Source organism: Streptomyces sp. NBRC 109706, assembly GCF_000974485.1.
Classification (GTDB): Bacteria; Actinomycetota; Actinomycetes; order Streptomycetales; family Streptomycetaceae; genus Streptomyces.
Genome location: NZ_BBOM01000004.1, coordinates 127,261 through 150,793, shown reverse-complemented (window position 1 = coordinate 150,793; position 23,533 = coordinate 127,261). Strand labels below are relative to the sequence as shown.

The window sequence follows — 23,533 nt, the reverse complement described above, 5'->3', positions numbered from 1 at the left end:
TCTCACCCCCATCCGCCCCGGTAGCCGTACGCAGCCAGCTCCTCGGCGTTCGACAGCGCGGCATGCGGCCTGATCACGCCGTCCGCGCCCTCGGCGAACACCTCGCTGGACAGCACCCGGCCATCCACCCCGTTCACCTCGCGGACCGAACTGACGAACCGCCGCAGCGTGCCGCCCTGGGCGTAGGTGTTCCGCCGCTCGATGAACACCACGAAGTTCACCGCGCCGGCGATCAGCATCTGACTGGCCTCGATCGGCAGCCGCTCCGCCGCCTGCAACGCGTAGGTGGAGATCCGGTTGAACACCTCCTGCGAGCTGTTCGCGTGGATCGTGGACAGCGAACCGTCGTTGCCCTGGCTCATCGCGTTCAACATGGTGACGATCTCGTCGCCCAGCACCTCGCCGACGATCACCCGGGACGGGTTCATCCGCAGCGAGCGGCGCACCAGCTCGGCCATGGTGATCGCGCCCTGCCCCTCCGAGTTGGGCAGCCGCTCCTCGAACGCCACCACGTTCGGATGCAGTTCGGCGAACTGGTCAAGGCCCAGCTCCAGGGCCCGCTCCACCGTGATCAGCCGCTCGTCCTGCGGGATCTCGTTGGCCAGCGCCCGCAGCAGGGTGGTCTTCCCCGCGTTGGTGGAGCCGGCGATCATGATGTTCTTCCTGGCCCGCACCGCCGCCGTCAGAAACTGCCCCAACTCCTGCGTCAGCGTGCCGTTCCCGACCAGATCCGCCAGGAACACCTTGCCCAGCCGGGCCCGCCGGATGGAGAGCGCGGGCCGCCTGGTCACGTCCATCACGGCCGACAGCCGCGAACCGTCGGGGAGCCGCAGGTCCAGCTGCGGGTTGGCGGAGTCGAACGGGCGCGACGAGAGCCCCGAGTAGGCGCCGAGGATCTGGATCAGCTCGATCAGCTCCTCGTCGCTCTCCGCGACCGGATCGCCGCGCACCTCGCGGCCGTCCGCATAGCCGATGAACACCTGGTCGCAACCGTTGACGTCGATGTTCTCCACATCGGGATCGTCCAGCAGCGGCTGCAGCCGCCCCACGCCGAAGAGCGCCGCGTGCACGGCGGAGGCATAGCCCTCCTCCGCCACCGCGTCCAACGGCGCCCGGCCCTCGGCGATCTCGGACCGCGCGTACTCCTCCAGCACCTGCGCGATCACCGCCCGCGCGTAGTGCCGTTCGTCCTCCGACGTCATCGGGCGCACGCCGCTGGCCTGGTCGATCCGCCGCTGCTCGGCGATGCGGTCCCCGGCCTCCTGCCGGAACCGCTTCACCAACTGGTGGTTGACCTCGCTGCCGCGCTCCGGCTCGATCATCCCGACGCCCCCCTCGACAGTCCCGGCTCCCACGGACGGGCCCCGGGCGCGGGCGCCGGCGGCTGGTCGTAGCCGGGCGGCGGCGCGTAACCCGGCGGCGGCCCGTACCCGGGCGGCGGGCCATAGCCCGGCGGCGGGCCGGCCGGCGCCCCCGGCGGCGCGTGCACCGGCGGCGGCACCTGCTGCGGGCCGGTCGGGGCGCTGCCCGAGGGCGCCAACTCCGAGCGGTACACCTGATGCAGATCGGCCACCACCCGGCGCACCGAACGCACCAACAGCGAACGGTCAAGACGGCCGCGCCGCCGCCCCGCCAACTGCTCGGCGCCCACCGGGTCCTCGGCCACCAGGCCGACCACCCGCGAACCGGTGCCCGAGGCGATCAGCATCTCGTTCACCTGGGTGGCGACCCGCTCACCGCGCTGCGGATCGGCCACCAGCACCACCCCGATCTGCGGCTGCCCCAACTGGGCCGACCCGCGCTGCTGCCCGTGCAGCTTGTTGTGCAACGCGGCGGCCCGGTCCCGCACATGCGCGATCTGCTCCGGCGCGGCCCGCGTCACCAACAACAGCAGCGCGGCATGCGGCAACACGGCGTGCACCGGCGAACCGGCGTCCAACCGGCCGCAGTCGGCCAGCACATCCGCGGCCACCTCCTGGTGCGGCGACTGCGCCAACTCGGCGAACGCGCGGCCCAGCGCGGCCCACTGGCCGGTGAGCCCCGCCGCCTGATCCGAGTTGGCCAGGCCGACCAGCACATCGAGACCGCCGGAGAGCCGCTGCGCGTGATCCCACAACTGCTCGGCGGCGATGCCCCGGCGGGCGGTCGCGGCCAGCGACAGAATTCCCGTACTCGGGTCGGGCGGACGGCCGTTCGCCGTCACCGAGCGGTAGACCAGATCACCGCCGGCCGGATCGATCTCCGCCAGCAGCGCGCGCCGTGGCCACAGCGCGGCCAACGCGACCGCCGTGGTGGTGACGCCAGGCGCGCCCTTGTCCGCGGCCACTGCGATCAGCGCCATCCGTTCCCGTCCCCTCCACCGGCCCCGGCCCGAGCCGTTCGCCGCGTCATCCCGGCGCTCACTCGCCGGGGGCGGCGACGATCACCAACGAGACGTCGCCGGACGCCGCCGCGCGGGTCAGATCGGCCACCACGGACTGCTCGACGCGCAGCGTCACGGGCAGCGTGCCGGTGCCGGTGACCCCCTGCTCGCCATGGATCGCGGCGACCCTGGCCCGGTCCGTCAACAGCGTCTCGCCACCGGACGGCTCGGCCCCTTCCTCGGCGTCGACGGGCGGCGCCGCGTCCCCGACGAAGTAGGCGGCGACCGTGTCGCCGGGCTCAAGCCCCGAGGGATACTGCCCCGGTTGGAGCGAGACACCGACCATGACCTCGCCCTCGGCGAGCGTCGACTCACCCGTGAGCATCTGGCCCACCAGCACCGTGCCGGCCATCAGATCCGTCACCGGACGGTACTGCTCCGCGAGGCTGCCCCGCTGTTCCCAGGGCACATAGTCCACGGCGTCGTCGTCGGCGACCAGCACCATCTTCATGGCCGACTCCGGAATGCGCTGCCCCATCGGGACCCGCTCGGTGACCTGAATCGCCTCCATCCGGTCCCCGGCGCGCATCACCAACACCGTGGCACCCAGGGCACCCACCAGCACCAGAAGAGCGGCCAACGCCGCCAGCGCGGGCTTCCGCTCCCTCGGGGGAGCCGGCAACCGGTCCCCGACCCCTGGGCCAACGGCGATCGACTTCTTGGCAGCCGTGGACACCCGGTCCTCAGTTCTCATCCGCCAACCCCGGTTCCCACGTGGAGGAGACACCTACAAGCACGTCGCGTACGTTCACGCAAAAGAACGGTCTCATTACCCTATCCGGTGATTCGCACGCTATCAGTCCGCTCATCACGCCATCAACGGCCGCCAGGTCACACCTCTCTCACGGCTGGTGCCCCCTACCGGACGACTGTCTGGACCTCGTCGACGGTCAGGTCGTAGGTCGTCTCGAACACACCGTCCGGCAACGTGCCGCCGCTGCCGTCCGAGCCCTCCCACGTGATCTCCCAACGCAACGACGCCGACAGCGAGTACACGCCCCCCTCCCCCGTCGACCGCAGATACGTCACCCCACACACCGGCTCCTGCCCCACCAACCCCCCGTGATACGCCGGCGCATCCACCGGACACTCCCCCGACCCCGGATACACCACCGCATCCCCCGTCCCCGGCACCACCCTCAACCCAACCGGCGCCGCAGTCGTCGTCGCCGACAACCCATACCCCTCCAACGAAGCCGTCACCGACACCGGCCCAAACTCCCCCACCGGCAACCACACCCACATCGGCAAATTCACCGTCTGCACACCCACCGGATTCAACTCAACCACCGTATCCGGCACACGAATACGCTCATACGCCAACTCCGCAAGCATCGCGATATCCACCACCTGCGGAACATCAGCCGGCGGAGCATCCCCGAAATCCACCCAGAACGTACGGGGTTCACACGCGAACTGCGCAGTGCGGTCCGGATGTTCCTCATTTCGCACTGCCTGCCAGAACATCCCCTCACCCTGCCGGTCGACGTTGTAGTCGGGATATTCGCCATCGGGCCCGTAGAGGTCACTGAGGGACTGCCGTAACGCCTCCTTGTCCTCGGGGAGATGGCCTGCCCCATAGAACTCGCTCGACAACTCGGCCCAGAACGCGCGGTATTCCTCGGGAGTGTGGGTCGGTGCGTAGTAACAGGCGGGCGGAGACCAGGATGTCGTACTGTCGACAGAACCTACTCCGGTGCCGCCCTCCGACGAGCTGTAGGTGATCCCGGATGCCGCCACACTGGCCCCGAGGGTACGGTCATGGCGTTCGGAATGGATCTCGACTTCCAATCCCCGTCGTCCGTCCGAGCCCGCCGTCAGCACCAGGCAGAGAAAAGCGGACAGCCCGACACGCCGCCATAAAAGGGCACGCATCATGCGCACTCGGCCGCATTGGGCTCAAGGTCATAGTCGACCGCCTGCCATACACCGTCCGTGTTCAGCTTTACGCGGCCGAAGAAGAGATCGGGCACAGCTCCAGGCTCAGCCGGTTCGACGATCTCTCCCGTGTTGACATCGAGCGTCACCGTCTCCGAGTAGTCCCGGCAGTAACTGAAGGTTGCCGACGTTTCGTCCACAAGATTGACCTCGCGAATGACATAGTGAGCCTTCCCGGCAGAGGTATGGCCATCCTCATACATGCTGTCAAGGATCCGGACCGTTCTGTCCAGTGCCTCCCCGGCGATGTAATAGCGCAGCGCTGGCCGGTCGTTCTCGCGGCTGACGATGGCCTCGTCCACCGCGTCGTTGAACCCCTGAAGGGACTCAACAATCGCATCCACCTCCGGGCCCCCGGAAACCTCGCTCTCGTAGACGTTCTCCAGGTCCGGGCCCAGGTCGATTTCCGGGCGGTCGTCGTCGGCTGGTTCGGTGGGGGCGGGGTCCTCGGAGGGTTCCGGCTCCGGGGTGTCCTCGGCCGTGGTTTGGGCGCCGGCGATTTCGTCGTCGACGGTGTCGTCTCCGCCTCCACCGCAGGAGGTCAGCAGCAGAGCACCGGCCGCCAGAGCGGCCGCGTAAGCGATTCGGTTCCGACGAGTCACAGCAACTCCGCATCACCAGAAGACGGTTCATACACCTGACTGACCACCAGCTTAGTCACCGCCCGCAGTCGACCGACTCCGCACCCCGACGATGGCCGACGTGGTCGGGGTGGTGAGGACTTCCGTCGTGGTCAGGGCGGGGTGGGTCAGGTAGTGGAGACGTAACTCGTCGACCCCGCCGGCGAAGTGGGGTGGCCAGTGAGGGGAGGGGGTGAAGTCGTCGAGGAGGAGGAGCCCGCCGGGGGCGAGGAGGTCCACGACGCGGTCGGGGGCGTCGCGTTTGCCGCCGCCGTCGCAGAAGAAGACGTCGAACGGGGCGTGTTGTTCGAGCCGGGTCCAGTCTCCGGTGAGCACGGTGACGCGGGGGTCGTCGGCGAAGAGGCCGGCCGCTCGGCGGGCCAGCCGCGCGTCGCGTTCGACCGTGATCAGACGGGCGTCGGCGCTCAGGCCGGCGTGGAGCCAGGCGGTGCCGACACCCGCGCCGGTACCGCTCTCGGCGATGATGCCGCCCGGCTTGGAGGCGGCGAGAAGGCGAAGGAGGCGACCGACCGCGGGAGTGCAGCTGTCGGGGAAGCCCCATGCCGAGGCGGTCCGCAGAGCGGTCAACACCCGGGGTGGTAAGGCGCGTTCCGTCATAACGTGGTCGGCCCGGCCTCCGGTCGCCGCAGCCAGGCCGATGCCGTCGCTACTGCACATGACTGGTTGACATCCCACCGGGACAAATCGACACAGCGGACCTCCGTTCGCCATGCAGCGGTCAGGGGGTGGCGGGAGGGAAGGCCATGGCGCGCGCGGTCTCAAGTGACCAGGTGACGAAGGCGGCGGAGATCTCGTTCACGCGCGGGCTGACGCTCACCAGCGCGTCCCCCCAGTCGCCGCCTTCCGGGATCACCACCGCCAGATGCGCGCCGGCGGAGCCGATCGCGGGGTCGTGGAACTCGATGATGTGCTCGCCGGAAGAAGCGTCGTCGACATCGACGATGGCGATCTCGCGATCGCCGAAGGTCCGCTTGCGCATAGAGGGTTTCCCAGCCAACAACTGATTGAAGACGTTCGACATGGAGAATCTGGCGCCGCGCCTGGCGAGGGTGCGGGATCGATTTGGTCCACCAGTCAGCGGACGACTGTCTGGACCTCGTCGACGGTCAGGTCGTAGGTCGTCTCGAACACACCGTCCGGCAACGTGCCGCCGCTGCCGTCCGAGCCCTCCCACGTGATCTCCCAACGCAACGACGCCGACAGCGAGTACACGCCCCCCTCCTCCGTCGACCGCAGATACGTCACCCCACACACCGGCTCCTGCCCCACCAACCCCCCGTGATACGCCGGCGCATCCACCGGACACTCCCCCGACCCCGGATGCGACACCGCATCCTCCGTCCCCGGCTCCACGGCCAGCCCAACGGGGGTGGCGGTCGTCGTCGCCGACAACCCATACCCCTCCAAGGAAGCCGTCACCGACACCGGCCCAAACTCCCCCACCGGCAACCACACCCACATCGGCAAATTCACCGTCTGCACACCCACCGGATTCAACTCAACCACCGTATCCGGCACACGAATACGCTCATACGCCAACTCCGCAAGCATCGCGATATCCACCACCTCCGGAATATCAGCAGGCGGAGCATCCCCGAAATCCACCCAGAACGTACGGGGTTCACACTCCCACCGGGCGTTGCGATCGGGATGGTCCTCGTTCCTGACCACCTGCCAGAACATGCCCTCACCCTGGCGGTCGAGATGGTAGTCGGGGAACTCGCCATCCTCGCCATAGGTGGAGTCGATGAAGTCCCGCACGCCCTGCTTGTCCTCGTCCGGGAAAGGCGCCCTGTAGAAGCGCTCCGAGTAGTCGGCCACGAACGCCTGCATCTGCTCGGGCGATCGAGTCGGCGCGTAGTAACAGGCCGGCGGCGACCATGCCCCGCTCGAAGTGCTCGTGGAACCGGTGTCCTCACTCTGTGAATCGGACGAGAACTCGATACGCGCTACCCCCGCCCCCAGGTCCTGCCCCCCGGAGCCGGCAGACTCGTCTGAGTCTTCCGTGACTCGTTCTCCCCAGTAGTCGTCCCCTGAGGCAGCCTGCGGAAGCAGGAGGACAGCGAGAACCGCGACCAGGACCGCGAGCCGGCAACGGGAAGCCATGCTCATGCGCACAGGGGGGAGTCCGGCTCTTGCTCAAATCCCACGGTCTGCCAGACGCCTTCCGAATTCAGCTCCAGACGGCCAGCATAAAGGTCCGGCTTTGAGCTGGGGTCGCGTTCGTCAAGGATCTCCCCTGTCACGAAGTTGATTCCGTCCACTCCGCTTGAGTCACGGCACTGGGTGAAGGTGGCGGCTTCTTCACCCTCCAGAATCGTCACGCTCCGGTTGAAATAGCGTACGGTCCCGGCGGAAGAAAGACCGTCCTCGATAATTCCGTCAAGAACGCGGAGCGCGGTGTCGAGAGCCTCGCCACTCGCGTAGTAGCGAAGTGCCGGGCGGCCAATATCGTTTGTCACGATGACTTCGGCTACGGCGTCCTCAAAACCCCGCAGGTCCCGGAGGGCTGCGTCTGCCACTGGGTCGCCGGTCAGGTCGTCTTCGTAGACGTTCTCGAAGTCCGGGCCCAGGTCGATTTCCGGGCGGTCGTCGTCGGCTGGTTCGGTGGGGGTGGGGTCCTCGGAAGGCTCCGGCTCCGGGGTGTTCTCGGCCGTGGTTTGGGCGCCGGCGATTTCGTCGTCGACGGTGTCGTCTCCGCCTCCGCCGCAGGAGGTCAGCAGCAGAGCACCGGCCGCCAGGGCGGCCGTGTACGTGGTTCGGTTTCGACGGGTCACAGCAACTCCGCATCCGCAGAAGGCGATACAACATCTGACCGGCGCCCCAGCTTAGTCACCGCCCGCGCACGGGCGATTGCGTGCCCCGCCGTCATGGGGTGGTCAGGACGGCTCCCGGCCGGAGGTGGTCGGTCGTGGGGCCGGTGAGGCGGACCTTGCCGTGGTGGGCGGGGTCGAGGGAGTCGACCTGGCGTCCGTACCACTCGATCTCGTCGAGGCGGAACTCGGCGTCGGCGACGCGGAACACCGTGCCGCGACGGGCCGGGCCCGCGAGGCAGCGGACGACGCAGACCGCGCCGTTGGGGTCCGTGCTGACGATGTGGTGGACGGACAACTCGGCTTGTTCAGACACGCCTTCTGGCCTCCGAGATGAACTGGTTGATCTGGTCGGTGCTGAGCTTGGGGACGTCGAACTCCAGGGTGGAGTCGATGCTGCCGATCGGGATGTTGTTGGGGATGTTAATGCCCATGTCGCCCAGGATGTCCCGGGCGACGCTGACCGGCACCTCCAGCTCGGCCCGGCGGCCCAGTTCGTCCGCCGGGAGTTCGACGCCCCATTCGGCCTCGCGGCGGATATAGCCCTCGTGGTAGGGCACGTCGTCCAGTGCCCTGGTCGGGATGACCTGGACGAATGCCTCGCCGAAGCTCTCCGAGTGGGTGGCGAAGACGGTGGCCACGCCGGGGTCGGAGGAGGTGGGGGTGATGCCGATGTTCTGGGTGTTGGGGCTGCCCGAGAAGTCGCGGGTGGTTCCCCGGAAGAGATAGCAGGGGGTCAGCCCGTGCGGGTCGCTCCACACATGGGGGTTGCGCGGGTAGGCGACCGGGTTGGGCGCGGGGCCGATGCCGAGCGGGTCGGGTGAGGTGTAGCGGCCGGTGGTCGGGTCGTAGTGGCGGTGGAAGTTGTAGTACCAGCCGGTCTCGGCGTCGGCGTACTGGCCGGGGAAGCGCAGCGGGGTGCCGGGGGCGTCCGCCGCCGTGGGGCGGGTGACGCCCCACAGCGTGGTGTCGGCCGTCCAGGCGATGTCCCCCGTTTCGTCGACGAGTTGGACGGGGGTGCCGACGAGGTCGGTGACGATGGCGTAGAACCGTTCGTCGACCTCGGCCTGGTCGAGTCGGGTCTGTTCCAGCGTCGCGGTGCCGGTGGCGCCACGGCGTTCGGTCTGGGCCAGGGGGCGGCGGCCGTCGTAGTCCCAGGTGAGGGTGGTGGGGGCGGGGTCGGCCTCGCTGACGGCGGTCTGTTCGACGAGTGTGGTGCCCAGCCAGCTGAAGAGGACGCGTTCGGCGATCCGCCCGTCGTCGGTGCGGCGGTGCTTCTCCACCCGGCGTCCGAGCGCGTCGTAGCGGTAGTGCCAGCGGTCCCCTTCGGGGGTGGTGAGCGCGGTGAGGCGGTCCTCGACGTCCCAGGTGTAGCGCCAGGTGTCGGGCTTGCGGGAGAGGCGGGTGCGTTGGCGCAGCATGGTGCGGCCGGCGGCGTCGTAGGTGTAGCGGATCCGGCCGGCCTGTTCCAGTCGGGTGCCGGCGTAGCTGCGGGTGCCGGTGGCCTCGGTTTCGGGGTGCCGCTCGCCCCAGTCGGCGAGGGTCTGGTTGCCGGCCTCGTCGTAGGCGTACCGCTCGGCCCAGCCGGGGCCGGTGACGGCGGTGACCCGGCCGATCGGGTCCAGGTCGTAGGCGATGTCGCCGAGCCGGGAGTCGGCGATGCCGGTGAGGTGGTTGTCGTCGCGGTAGCGGTAGCCACGGGTGTGGGTGACGGCGCCGCGCACCGTGAGCGACTGGCGGCGCAGCCGGCCGGCGGCGTCCCACTCCTGGTCGAGGCTGAGCCCGGGCCCGAGGGTGCGGGCGGTCTCCCGGCCGGCCCGGTCGCGGGCGAACTCCATGAGGTGCCCGTTGATGTCGACGGCGCTGCGGTGGCCGGTGCCGTCGTAGGTGTGCCGGCTGGTGTGGCCGCTGGGGGTGGTCCTGCTGTGGACGCGGCCCAGCGCGTCGTACGCGACGGAGGTGCTGCGGCCGTCGCAGATCTCCCGGGTGACGCGTCCCACGGCGTCGCGTTCGATCTCCAGGACGGTGCCGTCCTGGACGGCGCGCCGGAGCCGGCCGAGCGGGTCGCGTTCGAAGGTGGCGGTGACGCCGGGCGCGCTCCGGGTCACTATCTGGCCGAGTACGTCCCGTTCCAGGGTCAACGTCTCGCCCGACGGGTTGACGCGGGCGACGAGTTGGCCGGCGGCGTCGTGCTGGTAGCGGCGGCTGCGGCCGTCGAAGTCGGTTTCGGCGACCAGCCGGCCGGCCGGGTCGTAGCTGTACTCCCAGGTGGCGCCGCCCGGTTCGCGGACCTGGCGCAGTCGCAGCTCGGTGTCGCGGGTGAACTCGCGGCGCACGCCCTCGGCGGTGGTCTCGGCGACGGGGATGTCGAACGGGCCGTACTCGAAGCGGACGACGGAGCCGGTGGGGTCGCTCTTCTCCAGGCAGTTGCCCTCGGGGTCCCAGCGCCAGCTGTGGTGGCCGCCGAGCGGGTCGACGCGGTGCAGCGGCCGGCCCTCGGGCGTCCACTCCAGGCGGTTGACCGCGCCGGACGGGTCGGTGATCTCCACGGGTTGGCCGAGGGCGTTGCGCCGGTAGCGGGTGACGCCGCCGTCCGGGGTGCGGACCTCGACGGGCAGTCCGGCCGCGTCGCAGACGGCCGTGGTGGCGTTGCCGAGCGCGTCGACGGTGCCGGCGAGGGCGCCGCCCGGGTGGTAGGTGAAGCGGGTGACCTTGCCGGCGGCGTCGGTCACGGCGGTGCGGTTGCCGTGTTCGTCGAACTCCTGGCGGGTGACGGAGCCGTCGGCCTCGACCACCGAGGTGGGCAGCCCGGCCTCGTCGTAGTGGAAGCGGACCTCGCGCCCGTCGGGGCGGACGATGGTGGTCAGCCGCCCGTCCTCGTCGTAGACGTAGCAGGTGGTGCGGCCCAGTGGGTCGGTGACGGTGAGGGGGCGGTCGTAGCGGTCGAAGGTGCGGTGGGTGGTCCCGCCGGCCGGGTCGGTCTCGGCGACGGGCTGCCAGCAGTCGTTGAACTGGTAGACCGTGGTGTTGCCCAACGAGTCGGTGAAGACGGTCTGTTGGCGTTCGGTGTGGTAAGCGACGCGGCTGGCGAGGATGCCGTCGGTGCCTTCGGTGGCGACGCAGCGTCCGGACTCGTCGTAGGTGTAGCGGTACCAGGTGTCGTTGCGGTCCCGCCAGCCGACGATGCGGTGGCGGTCGTCGTAGGTCAGCCGCAGCGGCAGCCCGGTGGAGTCGAACACCTCGGTGAGGTCGCCGTGTTCGCCGTAGCCGTAGCGGGCCAGCACCGGCTGGTCGGGGTCGCTGAGCAGGGTGACGGCGGTGATCCGGCGGCCGGCCGTGGTCAGGCCCAGACGGTAACCGCCGTCGTGGACCACCTCGTTGGGCGCGCCCTCGGCGTCGTAGCCGACGCGGATCCGGTTGCCGAACCGGTCGGCGATCTCGACCAGCGGGAGTTCGCCGCCGCGTCGGCCAGGCACGGGGGCGAACCGCAGGGTGAGGCCGTGCTGGCGTTGGGTGACCCGGATCGCGCCGCCGGGGGCGCCGTCCCAGGCCAGCGGCCAGCGGGGGCCCTCGACGGGCAGCACATCGAACTCGGCGTCGGGGCGCGGATAGCTGAGGACCATGCCGTCCTCGGTGGTCAGCCGCACGCCGCCGGAGTCAAGGAGGAGGCGCTGGTCGAGCGTGGAAGTCCAGGAGCGGCCGAACCAGGTGCCCTCGCGCAGGCTGGTGCGGTGGTGGCGGCGCAGCACCAGCGGCAGCACGCCGGGGAGCCGCACATCGGTGGCGTCCATCACCATCTCGCCGGTGGCCATGTCGATGGGGTCGGTCTGGCAGACCAGGTCGTCGGCCTGCCGCCCGCCCCGGCGCAGCAGCCCGCCGAGGCCGAGGGCGCCCTCGCGCAGGCCCCGAAGCCCGGTGGTGGCCAGCCCCTTGAGGCCCTTGGCGAGGCCGCCGAGGGTGGTGAGGCCCTTGAACCCCGGGATGCAGTCGAGGGCGGCGAACGCGACATCCCAGAGGCTGGCCTCCCCGTTGGCGTATTTGATCAGGGTGTCGGCGAGCACGATCAGCGCGGCGGCCAGCACGACCCAGGCCAGCGGCCCGCCGATGATCATCACGACGATGCCGAGGACGGCGACGATGGCCTTGGCGATGTCGACGATGGTGTCCCAGTTGTCGGTCACCCAGTCGATGGGCTTCTGCCACCACTTGCGGTTCTGGATGCCGGCGTCGCTGGCCTCATCGATGGACTGGGCGCAGACCCGGGCCGCCTCCTCGCGCATCTCCCGTGCTTCGAGGGCCAGTTGGCGGGCGGCGGAGAGCCGTTCCTGGGCGTCGTTCACCCGGCCCCGGGCGGCGGTGGCGGCGGATTCGGCGGCCCGGTGGTCGCGGGTCGCGGCCCGGACATCGGCCTCGTCCGGGGGTTCGACGTTCTCCCGTTCGCCCTCGCGTTGCAGCCGTTCGGCCTCCTCGCCGGCGCGGCCGACCCAGTCGGTGGCGTCGCTCAACGCGGACTGGGCGCTGGCCAGATCGGCCTGGGCGCTGATCGCCCGGTCCAGCGCGCGGTCCGCCATGCCCTGGGCGGTCTGGAGTTTGGGCCAGTAGCCGTCGAGCGCTTCGGCGCAGAGCGCGTAGGAGTCCTCCAGTTTGGTCAGGTTGTCGGGGACGCCCTCGAACTCGCGGCGGAAGGTGTCGGCGGAGAGGCCGGCCCAGTCGAGCACCGCGCGTTCCGAGGCGAGCCCCCGGATCTTGCCCAGCGCCTCGCCGACATCGTCGGAGAACTCCCGTAGGTCGTCGGCGAGTTCACGGACCTCGTCCGGATCTCCCGGTGTCGGATCCCGGTCCAGGTCTACCGGACTCCAGTCGGCTGGGCGCACCATCCCGAACCCCCCTGGGGACACGGCCGGCTGGTCTGGCCGGCCTCGGCGCCGAACGGGCCGGCTGGTCAGGCCGGGCGGCGCCGTCACGGGTATGAGCGGCGAACGCGCTCATGTGATGAGACCACGATAGATCATGAAAAAGCGCCGGTCACGCCCTCCGGGGCAGGAAAAGGACAGTGCGGTGGTTCCCTCGGGTTTCCTCTCACACCCTGTCAACAGGGCTGGCTACATAGTGTGTTCGATGCGGACGGTCAATCCTCCGGCTTGCTCTCGGCGAGGAGGTGTACGACGCCCGCCGGGTTTCTGATCCAGTGGGCCCTGGTGGACGGGTCGGTGAAGGGCTCGACCTCGTCACAGACGCGGTGGCCGGCGGCGGCCAGGCGTTCGACGGCGGACTCCAGGGCCGGCGTGCGCAGTTCGAGCCAGAGATCGGAGCGGGCCAGGCCCTCGACCCGGTCGAGCCAGAGCGTGGTGGGGCCGAAGCGGAAGGCGCAGGTGTGGGAGACGGTGGCGGCGCCGGTGGCCTCGCCCTCGGCCTCGTCGACGACTTCCAGGCCGAGGGTGTCGCGGTAGAAGGAGACCGTGGCCGCGTAGTCGGCCGCCGGGATCTTCATGGCGATATTGGCGCCGCCCCGGACGTCGGCCGGGGGGCCGGTGCCGCTTCGCGTCGCCTCGGCCGTGTGTTTCTCGGTCATGCTGCCGTCCTCCGTGGGATGCCGGGTGCCGGATGTCGTGTCCTTCGGAGGCTAACCGGAGGCACTGACAACCGGCCCGGGGCTCACCCCACGGGCGGTTCGGCGGCCCAGATGTCGCTCTCCACCACCTCGGGCGGTGCGACGGAGACCGCGCCCGCCGTGTAGGCCAGCCACAGCAGGTCGAGGTGGGCGAACCAGGGCTCGGTGCCGCAGTCCACCCAGATCCGCAGCCGGTCGGGGGCCGGGGCGGTGAGGTCCCACCAGGCCCAGCCGCGCATGCCGTACTCGGGCTCGAAGCGGGAGAGCCAGTCCCGCAGCTCCCAGGGCCCGTCGGTGCCCGGGTGGTCCGCGTAGCTGGCCCGTCCCGCTGCCGCGAACTCCGCTGTCTCCTGGGACGGTTGGCCGGAGACGCGGGCGAACCAGTCGGGGATGTCGCCGGTCGGCAGCTCGGCCGCGTCGAAGTCGGCCGTCGCGGCGATGGCCAGCGTCGGGTCGAGCACCGAGCGGAGGTGGCGGGCGTAGTCGCCGACGGCCACCCCGGGGCGCACCTCCAGATAGGCGAACGCGGGGATGCCCTCGTCGTCGGGGGGCCGGTGGGTGAGCCGGTGTCGTTCGGCCGCCAGCTCGGCCGCCAGCTCCTCGTCCTCCGCGTGGACCACGGCGTCTCCTCCGGGCGCTCGGTCGGCCGGGTCGCGGCTCAACTCGACTCGTTCTTGATGATCTTTCCGGAGCCGGGGACGATGGCCTCCTGGAACTCGTCGAGCATACTGCCCGGCAGTCCGTAGAGATCTTCTCCCTTGGTCGGGTCGGAGATCTCCGGGTGGGTCTGTTTCATCTGCTTCCACTGCTCGGGCGTGTACTGGCCGGGGTTCCGCTGCGGGATGGCGGTCCTCCGGATCTGGTCGAGGAAGCTCTGCCGCAGCTGGAAGGAGACGATCTCCCCCTGCCCGCCACGGAAGTTGAGGGTGTGTCTGATGTCGTTGCTGAGGTTGACATACAGATGCTGCCGGCCGGTGATGGAGACATTGCCGGCCGCGTCCACCCGCATCCGCCGGCTCAGCCGGTGCGCGGTCTGCAGCCGGAACCCGGTGATCAGCGCCGAATGGGGCGCCAGGCCCAACGGGTCCGACCAGGTCAGCGGGTTGTGCACATAGACCCGGGGGTTCTCGGCCGGGGCGAGGCCGAGCGGGTCGGCGGTGGTGTAGCGGCCGGTCTCCGGGTCGTAGTGCCGGTGGTGGTTGTAGTGCCAGCCGGTCTCGGCGTCCGCGTACTGGCCGGGGAAACGCAGCGGGGTGTCGGTCGTCCTCGATCCGCCGGGCAGCGGCGCGCCCCAGAGGGTGGTGCGGGACTCCCAGGCCGTCTCCCCCTCCTCGTCGATCAGGTGGGTGGGCCGGCCGACCAGGTCGGAGACGATGGCGAAGAACCGTCGGTCCGTCTCGTGCTGGTCGGCGGACCGGCCCGTGCTCTCCAGTTGCAGCAGCGGGGTGCCGCCCTCGTGCTCCCAGGTGAGGGTGGCGGGCCCCCGGGTGTCGCCGGTGGCGGTCTGCTCGACCAGGTCGGCGTCCTGCCAGGTGAAGTCGACGCGTTCGACCGGGGTTTCGCCGTCGGGGCCCAGCCGTTCCTTGGCGGCGCGGCGGCCGAAGGCGTCGTAGTGGTAGCGCCAGACGGTGCCGTCCGGGGTGGTGACGGAGGTCAGCCGGTCGTCGGCGTCCCAGGTGTAGGCCCAGCTGTCCGGCTTCTTGGAGAGGTTCTTCCGCCGCCTGGCGACCACCCGGCCGGCCGCGTCATAGGTGTAGTGGGTGCGTCCCGCGTCGGTGAGCAGGGTGCCGGTGTAGCTCCGTGGCCCGGCCGCCGCACGGTCGCCGTGCGCCCAGTCGGCCTCGGCCTGGTCGCCCGTGTCGGTGTAGGCGTAACGCTCCTCGCCGGCAGGCCCGTTGACGGCCGTCACCCGGCCCCTCGGGTCGAGGGTGAGATCGATCGGGCCGCCCCGGCCGGTGAGGCCCGTGAGGTGGTGGTCGGCGCGGTAGGCGTAACGCTGTCCCGCGATGTTCCGGCCCTCTGGCCCGGTGACCAGCTGCTCCGTCGGCCGCCCCGCCGCGTCCAGCTCGACGGAGACCGTCAGCCGGCCGCCGTAGGTGCGGGCGGCGCCCCGGCCGTGTGCCGTGCCGGCGAACGCGACGGTGCGCCCCGCGACGGTCAGCGCGGTGGGGGCCGCGAGCCCCGCGTAGGCCCAGGCGCTGTGCACCCCGGCCGGCGTGGTGCGCTCGACGATCTGCCCGAGGGCATCCCGACTGACGGTCAACGTACGGCCGTTGACCGTCTCGCTCAGCCACTCCCCCCGGATGTCATAGGAACGGGTCAGCACCGTGCCCGGGCTCTCGGCGGCGACGACGCGGCCGATCGGATCGCGGGTGAACGTGGTCACGCCGCCGTCCGAGGTGGCCGACTCCACCACCCGCCCCAACGGGTCGTAGCGGTAACGGACCGACTGCCCCGCCGGGTTGACCCGTTCGACGAGCTGCCCGGCGGCGTCCCTGCGGTAGCTCGTGACCCGGCCGTCGAAGTCGGTCTGGGCGAGCAGCCGCCCGTTGGGGTCGTAGTCGTACCGCCAGGCCCGGCCCAGCGGGTCGATCACGCCGGTCAGGCGCAGCTCGGTGTCCCGTTCGATGCGGTGGACCACGCCGTCGGGCCCGGTGCGGCGGATCGGGAGATCGAAGGCGCCGTAGTCGATCGTGGTGGTGGCGCCCGTCTCGTCGACGCTTGCGGTGCAGTTGCCCTCGGCGTCATAGGCCCAGCTGCGGACGCCGCCCAACGGGTCCGTCTGGCTCAGCAGTCGGCCCGTGACCGACCATACGAAGCGGGTCTCGGCGCCCGAGGGGTCGGTGACGGCGGTGACCCGGCCGAACGGGTCCCTGGTGTAGCGGGTGACCTCGCCGTCCGGGCCGGTCACCTCCAGCGGCAGCCCGGCCGCGTCCGAACGGATCCGGGTGGTGTCCCCGGACGGGTCCCTCACCTCGGCCAGTCCGCCATGCGCGTCATAGGCGTACCGCGTGCGCCGCTCGGCCGGGTCCTGGAGGACGACCAGGTCCCCGGCCGCGTCGAACGCCTGCCGCCAGACGGAGCCGTCGGCCTGCACGACCTCCGTGACCTGCCCCAACTCGTTGTGGTCGAGCCGGGCGGCCAGACCGTCGGGACGGACCAGCTCCGCGAGGTGCCCCTCCGGGCTGTAGCCGAAGCGGGTGACCCGGCCCAGCGGATCGGTCCTGGTCAGCGAGCGGTCGTAACGGTCCAGGACGTGGCTGGTGGTCGCGCCCAACGGGTCGGTCTGGGCGATGAGTTGGAAGCAGTCGTTGAACTGGTAGCGGGTGGTCTGCCCCAACGAGTCGGTGACGTCGGTGCGCAGGTTCTCCTCGTCGTAGGCGTAGCGGTACTCCAACACCCGGTCGGTGCCGGTGGTGAAGACGCAGCGGCCCCGTTCGTCGTAGTCGTAGGAGTACCAGTAGCCGTTGCGGTCCTCCCAGCGGGTCATCCGGGCGTGCCGGTCGTAGGCGAACCGCAGCGGCGGCCCGTCGTCGCCCTGTCGGATCTCGTGCGGCAGTCCGGCCGCGTCATAGCCGTAGGACATCAGGACCGGCCGCTCGGGATGGCTGAGCAGCCGCAGCGCGGTGACCCGGCCGTCCCGGGTGGTGACGCCCAGGTGGTAGCCGCCGGAGTGGTGGACATCGGTCGGCGCGCCCGCCTCGTCGTAGGCGAACTGGACGCGGTTGTCATGCCGGTCGGTGATCGCGACCAGCGGCAGCTCACTGCCCGGCCGGCCGGCAACGGGCGCGAAGTGCAGCCGGATGCCGTCCCGTTGGTCCACCGTCAACGGCGTGCCGGCCCGCCCGTCCCAGGAGAGCGTCCAACGCGGCCCCTCCACCGGAAGCACCGGCTCGTCCACCATGGGACGCGGATAGAGCAACGTCATCCCGTCGGCGGTGAGCAGCCGGGCGCCGTGCTCCTCCAGGACCAGCCGCTGGTCCAGCGTGGACGTCCACGACGAGCCGAACCAACCCCCCGCGCGATAGCTGGAGATATGGTGCCGCTCCAGCACCAGCGGCAGCACGCCCGGCAGTTCGACATCGACCGCCGACATCAACAGCTCGCCGGTGGCCACGTCCACCGGGTCGCCGCAGGCGTTGCGCGCGGTCATCGGGATGCCCTCGCCCCGGCCGATCCGGCCCAGCCGCAACGCGCCCTGCTTCAGCCCCTTGATCCCCGTGGTGGCCAGCCCCTTGACGCCCCTGGCGAGCCCGCCGAGGGTGGTCAGGCCCCGCATCCCGGGGATGCAGTCCAGCGCGGCGAACGCCACATCGAGCAACCCCGCCTTGCCCTGGGCGAATTTCACCAACGTATCCGCCAGCACCACCACGGCCGCCGCCAGCACCACCAACGCCAGCGGCCCACCGATGATCATGGCCACCACGCCCAGCACCGCGACGATGACCTTGCAGATGCTGACCAGCGTGTCCCAGGCGTCGGACAGCCACTCGATCAGCTTCTCCCACCACTTCTTGTTCTGAATGCCGGCGTCGCTCGCCTCGTCGACGCCCTGGGCGCAGATCCGGGCCGCCTCCTCCCGCATCTCGCGGGCGTCCTGCGCCAACTGCCGTGCGGCGTCCAGCCGTTGCTCCGCGTCCGCGACCCGCGCCTGCGCCGCGCCGGCCGCCGAGGCGGCGGCCTGCTGATCCCGCGCCGCGGCCCGGACGGTGTCCTCGTCCGGCGGCTCGACGTTCTCCCGTTCGCCCTCGCGCTGCAGCCGCTCGGCCTCCTCGCCGGCCCGGCCCACCCAGTCCTGCGCCTCCTCCAACGCGAAGCTGGCGCCGGCCAGATCGGCCCGCGCCGAGATCGCCCGGTCCAACGCCCGGTCGGCCATCCCCTGCGCGGTCTGCAACTGCGGCCAGTAGCCCTGCAGCGCCTGCGAACAGAGCGAGTAGGACTCCTCCAGCTTGGTGAGGTTCCCCGGCACGCTCTCGAACTCGGCGCGGAACGTGTCGGCCGAGAGCCCCGCCCAGTCCAACATCGCCCGCTCCGAGGCCATCCCCCGGATGGTGCCCAGCGCCTCCCCGACATCGTCGGCGAACTCCTGCAGCTCGTCCGCGAGTTCACGGACCTCGTCCGGATCCCCCGGCGTCGGATCGGAATCCAGATCCAGCGGAGACCAGTCAGCGGGACGTCCCATTTCCAACTCCCGGCCACAAAAACGGAGGCGAGTCGACGGCACCCGGCCGCCGCCGGAAGGATGCTGCCCCACCGGCGCCCCCCAAACCCGCACCCCCGGGTTCTTCACGTCACACGCGGCTCCTGTTCGGACCACTCGAACGCGCTTTGAACCACCCGGCGGGCCACGGGCCGTTCACAGCCGGTGGTGCACCCAGACTCCCGGTTCGACATAGACCGCGACACCGTGCTCGACATCGCAGTGGACCGGCACCAGCGCGCCGGGCACCACGACCGGCCCCGTCTCGTCGAACGGCAGGCCCGTCCAGGAGCGCCACTCCGCCAGCGTGCCGGGGATGACCATCGCGCGTTTGCAGGTGCCGACGATCCGTCCACCGGCCCGAACATGGACGCGCAGCCACGGATCCTGCGGCAGCCCGTCCTCCCTGACCAGCGCGGCGTACGCGTCGATCGGCAGGTCGGGGACCAGATGCTTGTGGTTCGGCCGCACCGGCGCGACCAGATGCTCGAACCCCAGCCGGGCCGCGTTCTCCCGCATCGCCGCGAGCATCCGACCGGAGAGCCCCGTGCCCTGGAGATCCTTGGGAACACTGATCTCCAACGCCGAGACGAGGTTCGGCTTCCGCCCGACCTGCCGATCACGCGCCGACCGCCAGATCACCCCGTCCCACCCGTCGACGGGCAACTCCCCCGCCGCCGGGTCACCGTCCCAGGCGAACGGCACACAGAACGCGCGGGCCACCGCCTGATCCGGGTCGCCGGCGTCATACGCGATCAGCCCAAACTCCGGATGCGCCGTCCTGACATCGCTGTAGTAAAGGTTGCCGATGGGGTCCTCATCCATGAACGCGGGCCAAGGCTCGGTCTCGGCACTCGCGAAAGAAGACTTCAACCCGGGCCGCTCGGCGAGCGTCACGATACGCAGATCCATCCCCGGACCGTAGACACATCACCACCGCCGGGCACCCGATTTACCCACCGATCCGGCGGAGGTGCTGCGGGTCTGCCAGACACGAGACGCCGCCTGGCACCACGCGGTCCCCTACCGGGACTTCACGGCTCAGGTACCGTCCGCTGAGTGAGTACGGACTTCCAGCTGGGCCGGTTCTCCCTCGGCGCGCGCCGGAAAGCCCCGCTTGCTCCGGACTGGTCAGCGCGGCAGGGCCAGGCCGACGACGTGTTCCGTGTCTTCGAGGCCAGAGAGCGTGAAGTCGGCCCCAGCCTCTGCCAGTTCCTCCTCGCCGCTGCGACCGGTGGCCACGCCGACAGCGCGAACGCCGACCTCGGCAGCCGCCCTGACATCTGCAGGCGTGTCCCCCAGAAGTGACACCTGGCCGACCGCCGGACTGCCTGCACGCCTCAGCGCAATGCGCACCAGCTCGGGCCGCGTCTCGGCGTCCTCCCCATAGGCACCGGCCTCCCAGTCGACAAATGAGTCGAGGCCGAAGGCAGCCAACTTGACCCGCGCACTGGACCGAACGTTCCCCGTGACGACGCACTGCCGCACACCCGCCTCCGCCAACGCGGCCAGCGCGGACGCCGCCCCCGGCAACGCGACTCCCCGAGACCGGATCTCCGCCACGGCCCGGGCGTGCTCCTCGCCCAGCACCATCGCGAACTCCTCGAACTCACGCCGCCCGGTGCTCACCCCGTGCAGGGCGGCCGTCTCCCGGAAAATCACCGGATCGGTCATTCCGTCCACAGCGGCTATGCGCTCCATACGCCGCCCGGTCACCCGGGCGAACGCCCGCCCGAACAACTCCCCGCCTACACCCCGCATCGCCACCAGAGTGTGGTCGATATCCCAGAACACCAGGCGTTCCATACACCCTCCGTTGACTGACGGCCCATCACTCCACCTGTTCCATGACAGCATCCGATCCCCCGGCGTAGCGTTGGCATTCGACCTTTGGCGGGGATGGCGCAATGCACGAAGAGTCAAGCATCGGCGATCGGATCGCACGGCTTCGCGTCAGGCGCGGGCTGACGCAGGAGCAACTGGCGGATCGAGCACGGCTTTCGGTCGATGTCGTACGGAAACTCGAACAGGGACGGCGGCAGACGGCACGGCTCGCGACCCTCAACGCGCTCGCTCACGCCTTGGACGTGGAAACCTCCGTACTGGTGGGGCAGCTCAACACCTTCGAGGCGAAGGAGAGCGAGGATCCGCCGTCGGTGCTCGCGCTCAGACAGGCCATCTCCCCCGTCAACGATCTGCTGGGAGAGGCCCACGATCCGGACCCGGAGGATCCCCCCACCCTGGAACGGCTGCGGCAGTCGCTGCGGTCCACCGAGCGGATCCGGCGCGAGGGGCGCCTGGCCGACATCGGCGCCATGCTGCCCAGCCTGATTCGCGATGCGCAGGCCACCGTGCAGGTGACCGAGGGCGTGAACAGGGCAGCCGCCTGGGCGGTGCTCGCGGAGGCATACCAGGTGGGAGCCACAACCCTGGCGGCACTGGGCAAGGAGGACGCGGCCTTCACCGCTCTCGAACGCTCCATGCACGCCGCCGGACAGTCCGACGACTCTCATCTGGAAACCGTGGGATTCTCCACACTCTCCTGGATTCTGACAAAACAGGGACGGCTCGCCGATGCGGAGCACATCGCCCTGGCACATGCCACAAAGATCGAACCCGGGTTTCGCTCTCGCCCAATCGACCTTTCCCTCTGGGGAATTCTCCTGCTGCGAGCCGCCACCGCTGCCGTGCGGCAGGAGAAAGAAGCCGAGGTGAATGAGCTGCTGAGCCTGGCCGGCGCGGCGGCAACCCGGGTGGGACAGGACCAGATCGTCTACGCGACCCCCTTCGGAATCACCAACTTCGGTGTGGCCCAAGTCAACTTCCTGGTCGAAATGGAAAAGAGCCGCGAGGCCCTTCGAGCGGCAAACGAAGTGCGCGCCGTGGGAACCTTGCCGCCCACCTGGGCCGCCCGCTTCCACGTCGACAGGGCGATCGCACACACCGACCTCAAGGAGGACGGCCACGCGGTACAGGCACTCCTGAACGCGGAACAGACCGCCCCGGAATGGCTGCGCTACCACGCCACGGCGCGACGAGTAGCAGCCGAACTACGAAACCGCGAACGCCGCCGAAGCTCACCCATCAGCGCCCTCGCCGACCGCCTGGGCCTCGACGCCTAGGACACACTGTCCTATTTCCTTGAGCGGGGTCGGCCACCTCGTCCCATGGAAGTCAGAAAATGGGACGCTGCGTCGCTGTTCGGTCGCTCCATGTCGCCATAGCCTGCGGTCTCCGAAGTTCGGCGCCATGCATCCGGAGGCGCCGACGCGCTCCAGGAGCCGATCTATGACCGACACTTCGCGCCACCCGCCTGAGCAGGCGAGCCGCCACGTCGACGCAGTTGACGCGGCCATGGGCGCCAGCGAAAAGATCTGTCCGGACCCACAGCCAGCGCCCGACCCGCATGCCGTGCTGCTCGCTCGGCTGCGGGAGCGGAACGCCGCCAGTGAGAGCAACTATCGGATCAAGAGCGGGGACGTGCCGTGAGTGCCCCGGAGTTCGCCCTCGATCCGGACCAGCCGACGTTGTTCGTCATGGAGTGCGTGGCCTGCGGGTTCTTCGGGCCGAAGGGGCAGGACGCGGAGGACGGGGCGGAGTGGGCGGGGCAGCACCTTGCCCTGCACCCGGACCACCTCACGTACCGCGAACACCTCACGCGGGCCTACCAGTTCGAGGCGGCGACGTCATGACCCGTGAGCCGATCATCAAGGGTGCGGACTGGGTCCTGACCGACGATCACGGGCCCGGGGCGCCCAGCGGGATATACGGCGTGGAGTGCATGGTCTGCGAGGCCCGCTCGCCCCTCTTCGACGACGACGCGAAGCCCGTTGCGGTCTGGTGCCTCCATCACACCGCCCAACACCCGGACCACGACCTGTTCCTCGCGCGGGCCGAGAAGCACTGGCAGGTGGTCCGGCGCCGGCACGAGGACGAGAACCCGCCGCCCCCGCAGAGACCGGTGCTGGCGTTCCTGGACCGGGCATTCGGACCGGCCTTCGTCGGGCTGATGTGCCTGGGCACCGCCCTCACCGGCTATCTCATCGCCCTCAACTGACCAGCAAGGACAAACAACTTCATGAACATAGCCTTCCTCGTCCTGTCCACCACCCAGGACGACCACCTCCTCATGGTCCAGGGGCCCGACGGCTGGACGCTGCCGCACGGCACCGTCCCACCCGGACACTGCCCCGTGCTCACCGCACGCCAGACGTTGATGCACCAGACCGGCTACGACCGGGGCGTCACCGACGCCCACGCCATCAGCGTCACCCACAAGACCAACACGCTGACCTACGTCCTGGACGGCGGGCACATGCCCGCCCTCCCCCGCAACGCGCACAAGTACCTCCCGCCCAACGCCGGTTGGCTCCCCCTCCGCGAGTTGCACGAACCACCCCCCATCGTCCAGTACGCCCTCACCGCCGCCGCCCGACGACGCCGCATCCCCGTCCTCGTCAACGGCCAACGCCCCGACGCCGCCTACACCTAGAACAGAGAACAAGCACATGACTCGGCAGATCATCGTCCTCGTCACCACCCGCAACGGATACGTCCTCCTCGACCGCGACGAGCTGCCGCAGGCAACCGTCCCGGCCCACGGGGACCTCGCGCTCACCGGCCGGCTCACCCTCGCCCGTCAGACCGGGCACCTCGCCGATATCACCCGCACCTGGACCGTCCAACCCGCCACCGGTAACGGCGAGTTGTGGGTGCTGGACGGCGGGACGTTCGACACCGTTCCCGATGTCACCGAGGACACGAGCCCCGACGCCCGCTGGGCGCCCGCCGCATCGCTGAACAGCGGCATCGTCCAGGAAGCCCTGGAGGCCGCCGAGGCCGGCATCGGCATCCGACTTCCCACCACGTGAACGAACCCACGCGGGTGGCCGGAGAGGCCAACGCCTG

General features: G+C 70.2%; 22 protein-coding genes and 1 pseudogene. 7 read left to right on the top strand and 16 right to left on the bottom strand.

The annotated features are described in order from the left end of the window. Positions 1–2 precede the first annotated feature (2 nt). The 15 genes from AOM46_RS00645 to AOM46_RS00575 all read right to left on the bottom strand — a co-directional run bounded on the left by AOM46_RS00645 (position 3) and on the right by AOM46_RS00575 (position 19,537). The gene (locus AOM46_RS00645; protein ID WP_062203988.1) at positions 3–1,322 is read right to left on the bottom strand and encodes a CpaF family protein; all 1,320 of its coding nucleotides are present in this window, start codon (positions 1,320–1,322) and stop codon (positions 3–5) included. Beyond that, entirely contained in the window at positions 1,319–2,341 is a 1,023-nt protein-coding gene (locus tag AOM46_RS00640; protein WP_062203986.1) for a hypothetical protein, read from the bottom strand. The genes AOM46_RS00645 and AOM46_RS00640 overlap by 4 nt, the downstream gene beginning before the upstream one ends. A 58-nt stretch (positions 2,342–2,399) precedes the next feature. Continuing rightward, positions 2,400–3,116, bottom strand: a complete 717-nt coding sequence (locus AOM46_RS00635) for a hypothetical protein (RefSeq protein ID WP_062203983.1) — start codon at positions 3,114–3,116, stop codon at positions 2,400–2,402. 164 nt (positions 3,117–3,280) lie between these two features. After that, entirely contained in the window at positions 3,281–4,306 is a 1,026-nt protein-coding gene (locus AOM46_RS00630) for a hypothetical protein (RefSeq protein WP_158920164.1), read from the bottom strand. After that, positions 4,297–4,962 carry a hypothetical protein gene (locus AOM46_RS00625; protein WP_062203977.1) on the bottom strand — a complete coding sequence of 222 codons (666 nt, stop codon included), beginning with the start codon at positions 4,960–4,962 and terminating at the stop codon, positions 4,297–4,299. The genes AOM46_RS00630 and AOM46_RS00625 overlap by 10 nt, the downstream gene beginning before the upstream one ends. A 51-nt stretch (positions 4,963–5,013) precedes the next feature. Next, a complete protein-coding gene (locus AOM46_RS00620; protein ID WP_199823900.1) occupies positions 5,014–5,658 on the bottom strand; it encodes a class I SAM-dependent methyltransferase in 645 nt (214 codons plus the stop codon). 61 nt (positions 5,659–5,719) lie between these two features. Next, positions 5,720–6,022, bottom strand: coding sequence for a hypothetical protein (locus AOM46_RS00615; RefSeq protein WP_158920162.1), 303 nt, complete (start codon positions 6,020–6,022; stop codon positions 5,720–5,722). 53 nt (positions 6,023–6,075) lie between these two features. Continuing rightward, entirely contained in the window at positions 6,076–7,113 is a 1,038-nt protein-coding gene (locus AOM46_RS00610; protein WP_158920160.1) for a hypothetical protein, read from the bottom strand. Beyond that, positions 7,110–7,778, bottom strand: coding sequence for a hypothetical protein (locus AOM46_RS00605; RefSeq protein ID WP_062203965.1), 669 nt, complete (start codon positions 7,776–7,778; stop codon positions 7,110–7,112). The genes AOM46_RS00610 and AOM46_RS00605 overlap by 4 nt, the downstream gene beginning before the upstream one ends. Positions 7,779–7,869: 91 nt before the next feature. Further along, positions 7,870–8,130: a hypothetical protein gene (locus AOM46_RS00600; RefSeq protein ID WP_067225794.1), complete on the bottom strand. Its 261-nt coding sequence runs from the start codon at positions 8,128–8,130 to the stop codon at positions 7,870–7,872. Continuing rightward, positions 8,123–12,691, bottom strand: coding sequence for a DUF6531 domain-containing protein (locus AOM46_RS00595; protein ID WP_062203960.1), 4,569 nt, complete (start codon positions 12,689–12,691; stop codon positions 8,123–8,125). The genes AOM46_RS00600 and AOM46_RS00595 overlap by 8 nt, the downstream gene beginning before the upstream one ends. 251 nt (positions 12,692–12,942) lie before the next feature. Beyond that, a complete protein-coding gene (locus AOM46_RS00590; RefSeq protein WP_158920158.1) occupies positions 12,943–13,386 on the bottom strand; it encodes a VOC family protein in 444 nt (147 codons plus the stop codon). Positions 13,387–13,469: 83 nt separating this feature from the next. After that, positions 13,470–14,045: a hypothetical protein gene (locus AOM46_RS00585; protein WP_062203957.1), complete on the bottom strand. Its 576-nt coding sequence runs from the start codon at positions 14,043–14,045 to the stop codon at positions 13,470–13,472. A 38-nt stretch (positions 14,046–14,083) separates the two neighbouring features. After that, a complete protein-coding gene (locus AOM46_RS00580) occupies positions 14,084–18,607 on the bottom strand; it encodes a DUF6531 domain-containing protein (protein ID WP_062203954.1) in 4,524 nt (1,507 codons plus the stop codon). Positions 18,608–18,781: 174 nt separating this feature from the next. Then, complete coding sequence (locus AOM46_RS00575) at positions 18,782–19,537, bottom strand: hypothetical protein (protein ID WP_062203951.1); 756 nt, start codon at positions 19,535–19,537, stop codon at positions 18,782–18,784. Between the two features lie 52 nt (positions 19,538–19,589). On the opposite strand from AOM46_RS00575, the pseudogene AOM46_RS35965 reads away from it, so the two are divergent. Continuing rightward, positions 19,590–19,688: pseudogene (locus AOM46_RS35965) on the top strand (hypothetical protein); the annotation flags it as partial. 68 nt (positions 19,689–19,756) lie between these two features. On the opposite strand, the gene AOM46_RS00570 reads toward AOM46_RS35965, so the two are convergent. After that, positions 19,757–20,431: an HAD family hydrolase gene (locus tag AOM46_RS00570; RefSeq protein WP_062203949.1), complete on the bottom strand. Its 675-nt coding sequence runs from the start codon at positions 20,429–20,431 to the stop codon at positions 19,757–19,759. A 101-nt stretch (positions 20,432–20,532) separates the two neighbouring features. On the opposite strand from AOM46_RS00570, the gene AOM46_RS00565 reads away from it, so the two are divergent. The 6 genes from AOM46_RS00565 to AOM46_RS00540 all read left to right on the top strand — a co-directional run bounded on the left by AOM46_RS00565 (position 20,533) and on the right by AOM46_RS00540 (position 23,496). Then, positions 20,533–21,747, top strand: a complete 1,215-nt coding sequence (locus AOM46_RS00565) for a helix-turn-helix domain-containing protein (RefSeq protein ID WP_062203947.1) — start codon at positions 20,533–20,535, stop codon at positions 21,745–21,747. 166 nt (positions 21,748–21,913) lie between these two features. Then, positions 21,914–22,114, top strand: a complete 201-nt coding sequence (locus AOM46_RS00560) for a hypothetical protein (protein WP_062203943.1) — start codon at positions 21,914–21,916, stop codon at positions 22,112–22,114. Beyond that, the gene (locus tag AOM46_RS00555) at positions 22,111–22,317 is read left to right on the top strand and encodes a hypothetical protein (protein WP_062203940.1); all 207 of its coding nucleotides are present in this window, start codon (positions 22,111–22,113) and stop codon (positions 22,315–22,317) included. The genes AOM46_RS00560 and AOM46_RS00555 overlap by 4 nt, the downstream gene beginning before the upstream one ends. Beyond that, entirely contained in the window at positions 22,314–22,682 is a 369-nt protein-coding gene (locus tag AOM46_RS00550; RefSeq protein ID WP_062203937.1) for a hypothetical protein, read from the top strand. Before AOM46_RS00555 ends, AOM46_RS00550 begins: the two co-directional genes overlap by 4 nt. 21 nt (positions 22,683–22,703) lie before the next feature. Beyond that, the gene (locus AOM46_RS00545) at positions 22,704–23,117 is read left to right on the top strand and encodes a hypothetical protein (protein ID WP_062203934.1); all 414 of its coding nucleotides are present in this window, start codon (positions 22,704–22,706) and stop codon (positions 23,115–23,117) included. Positions 23,118–23,133: 16 nt separating this feature from the next. Further along, on the top strand, positions 23,134–23,496 hold the full coding sequence (locus AOM46_RS00540; RefSeq protein WP_062203931.1) for a hypothetical protein: 363 nt from the start codon (positions 23,134–23,136) through the stop codon (positions 23,494–23,496). Positions 23,497–23,533: the final 37 nt, after the last annotated feature.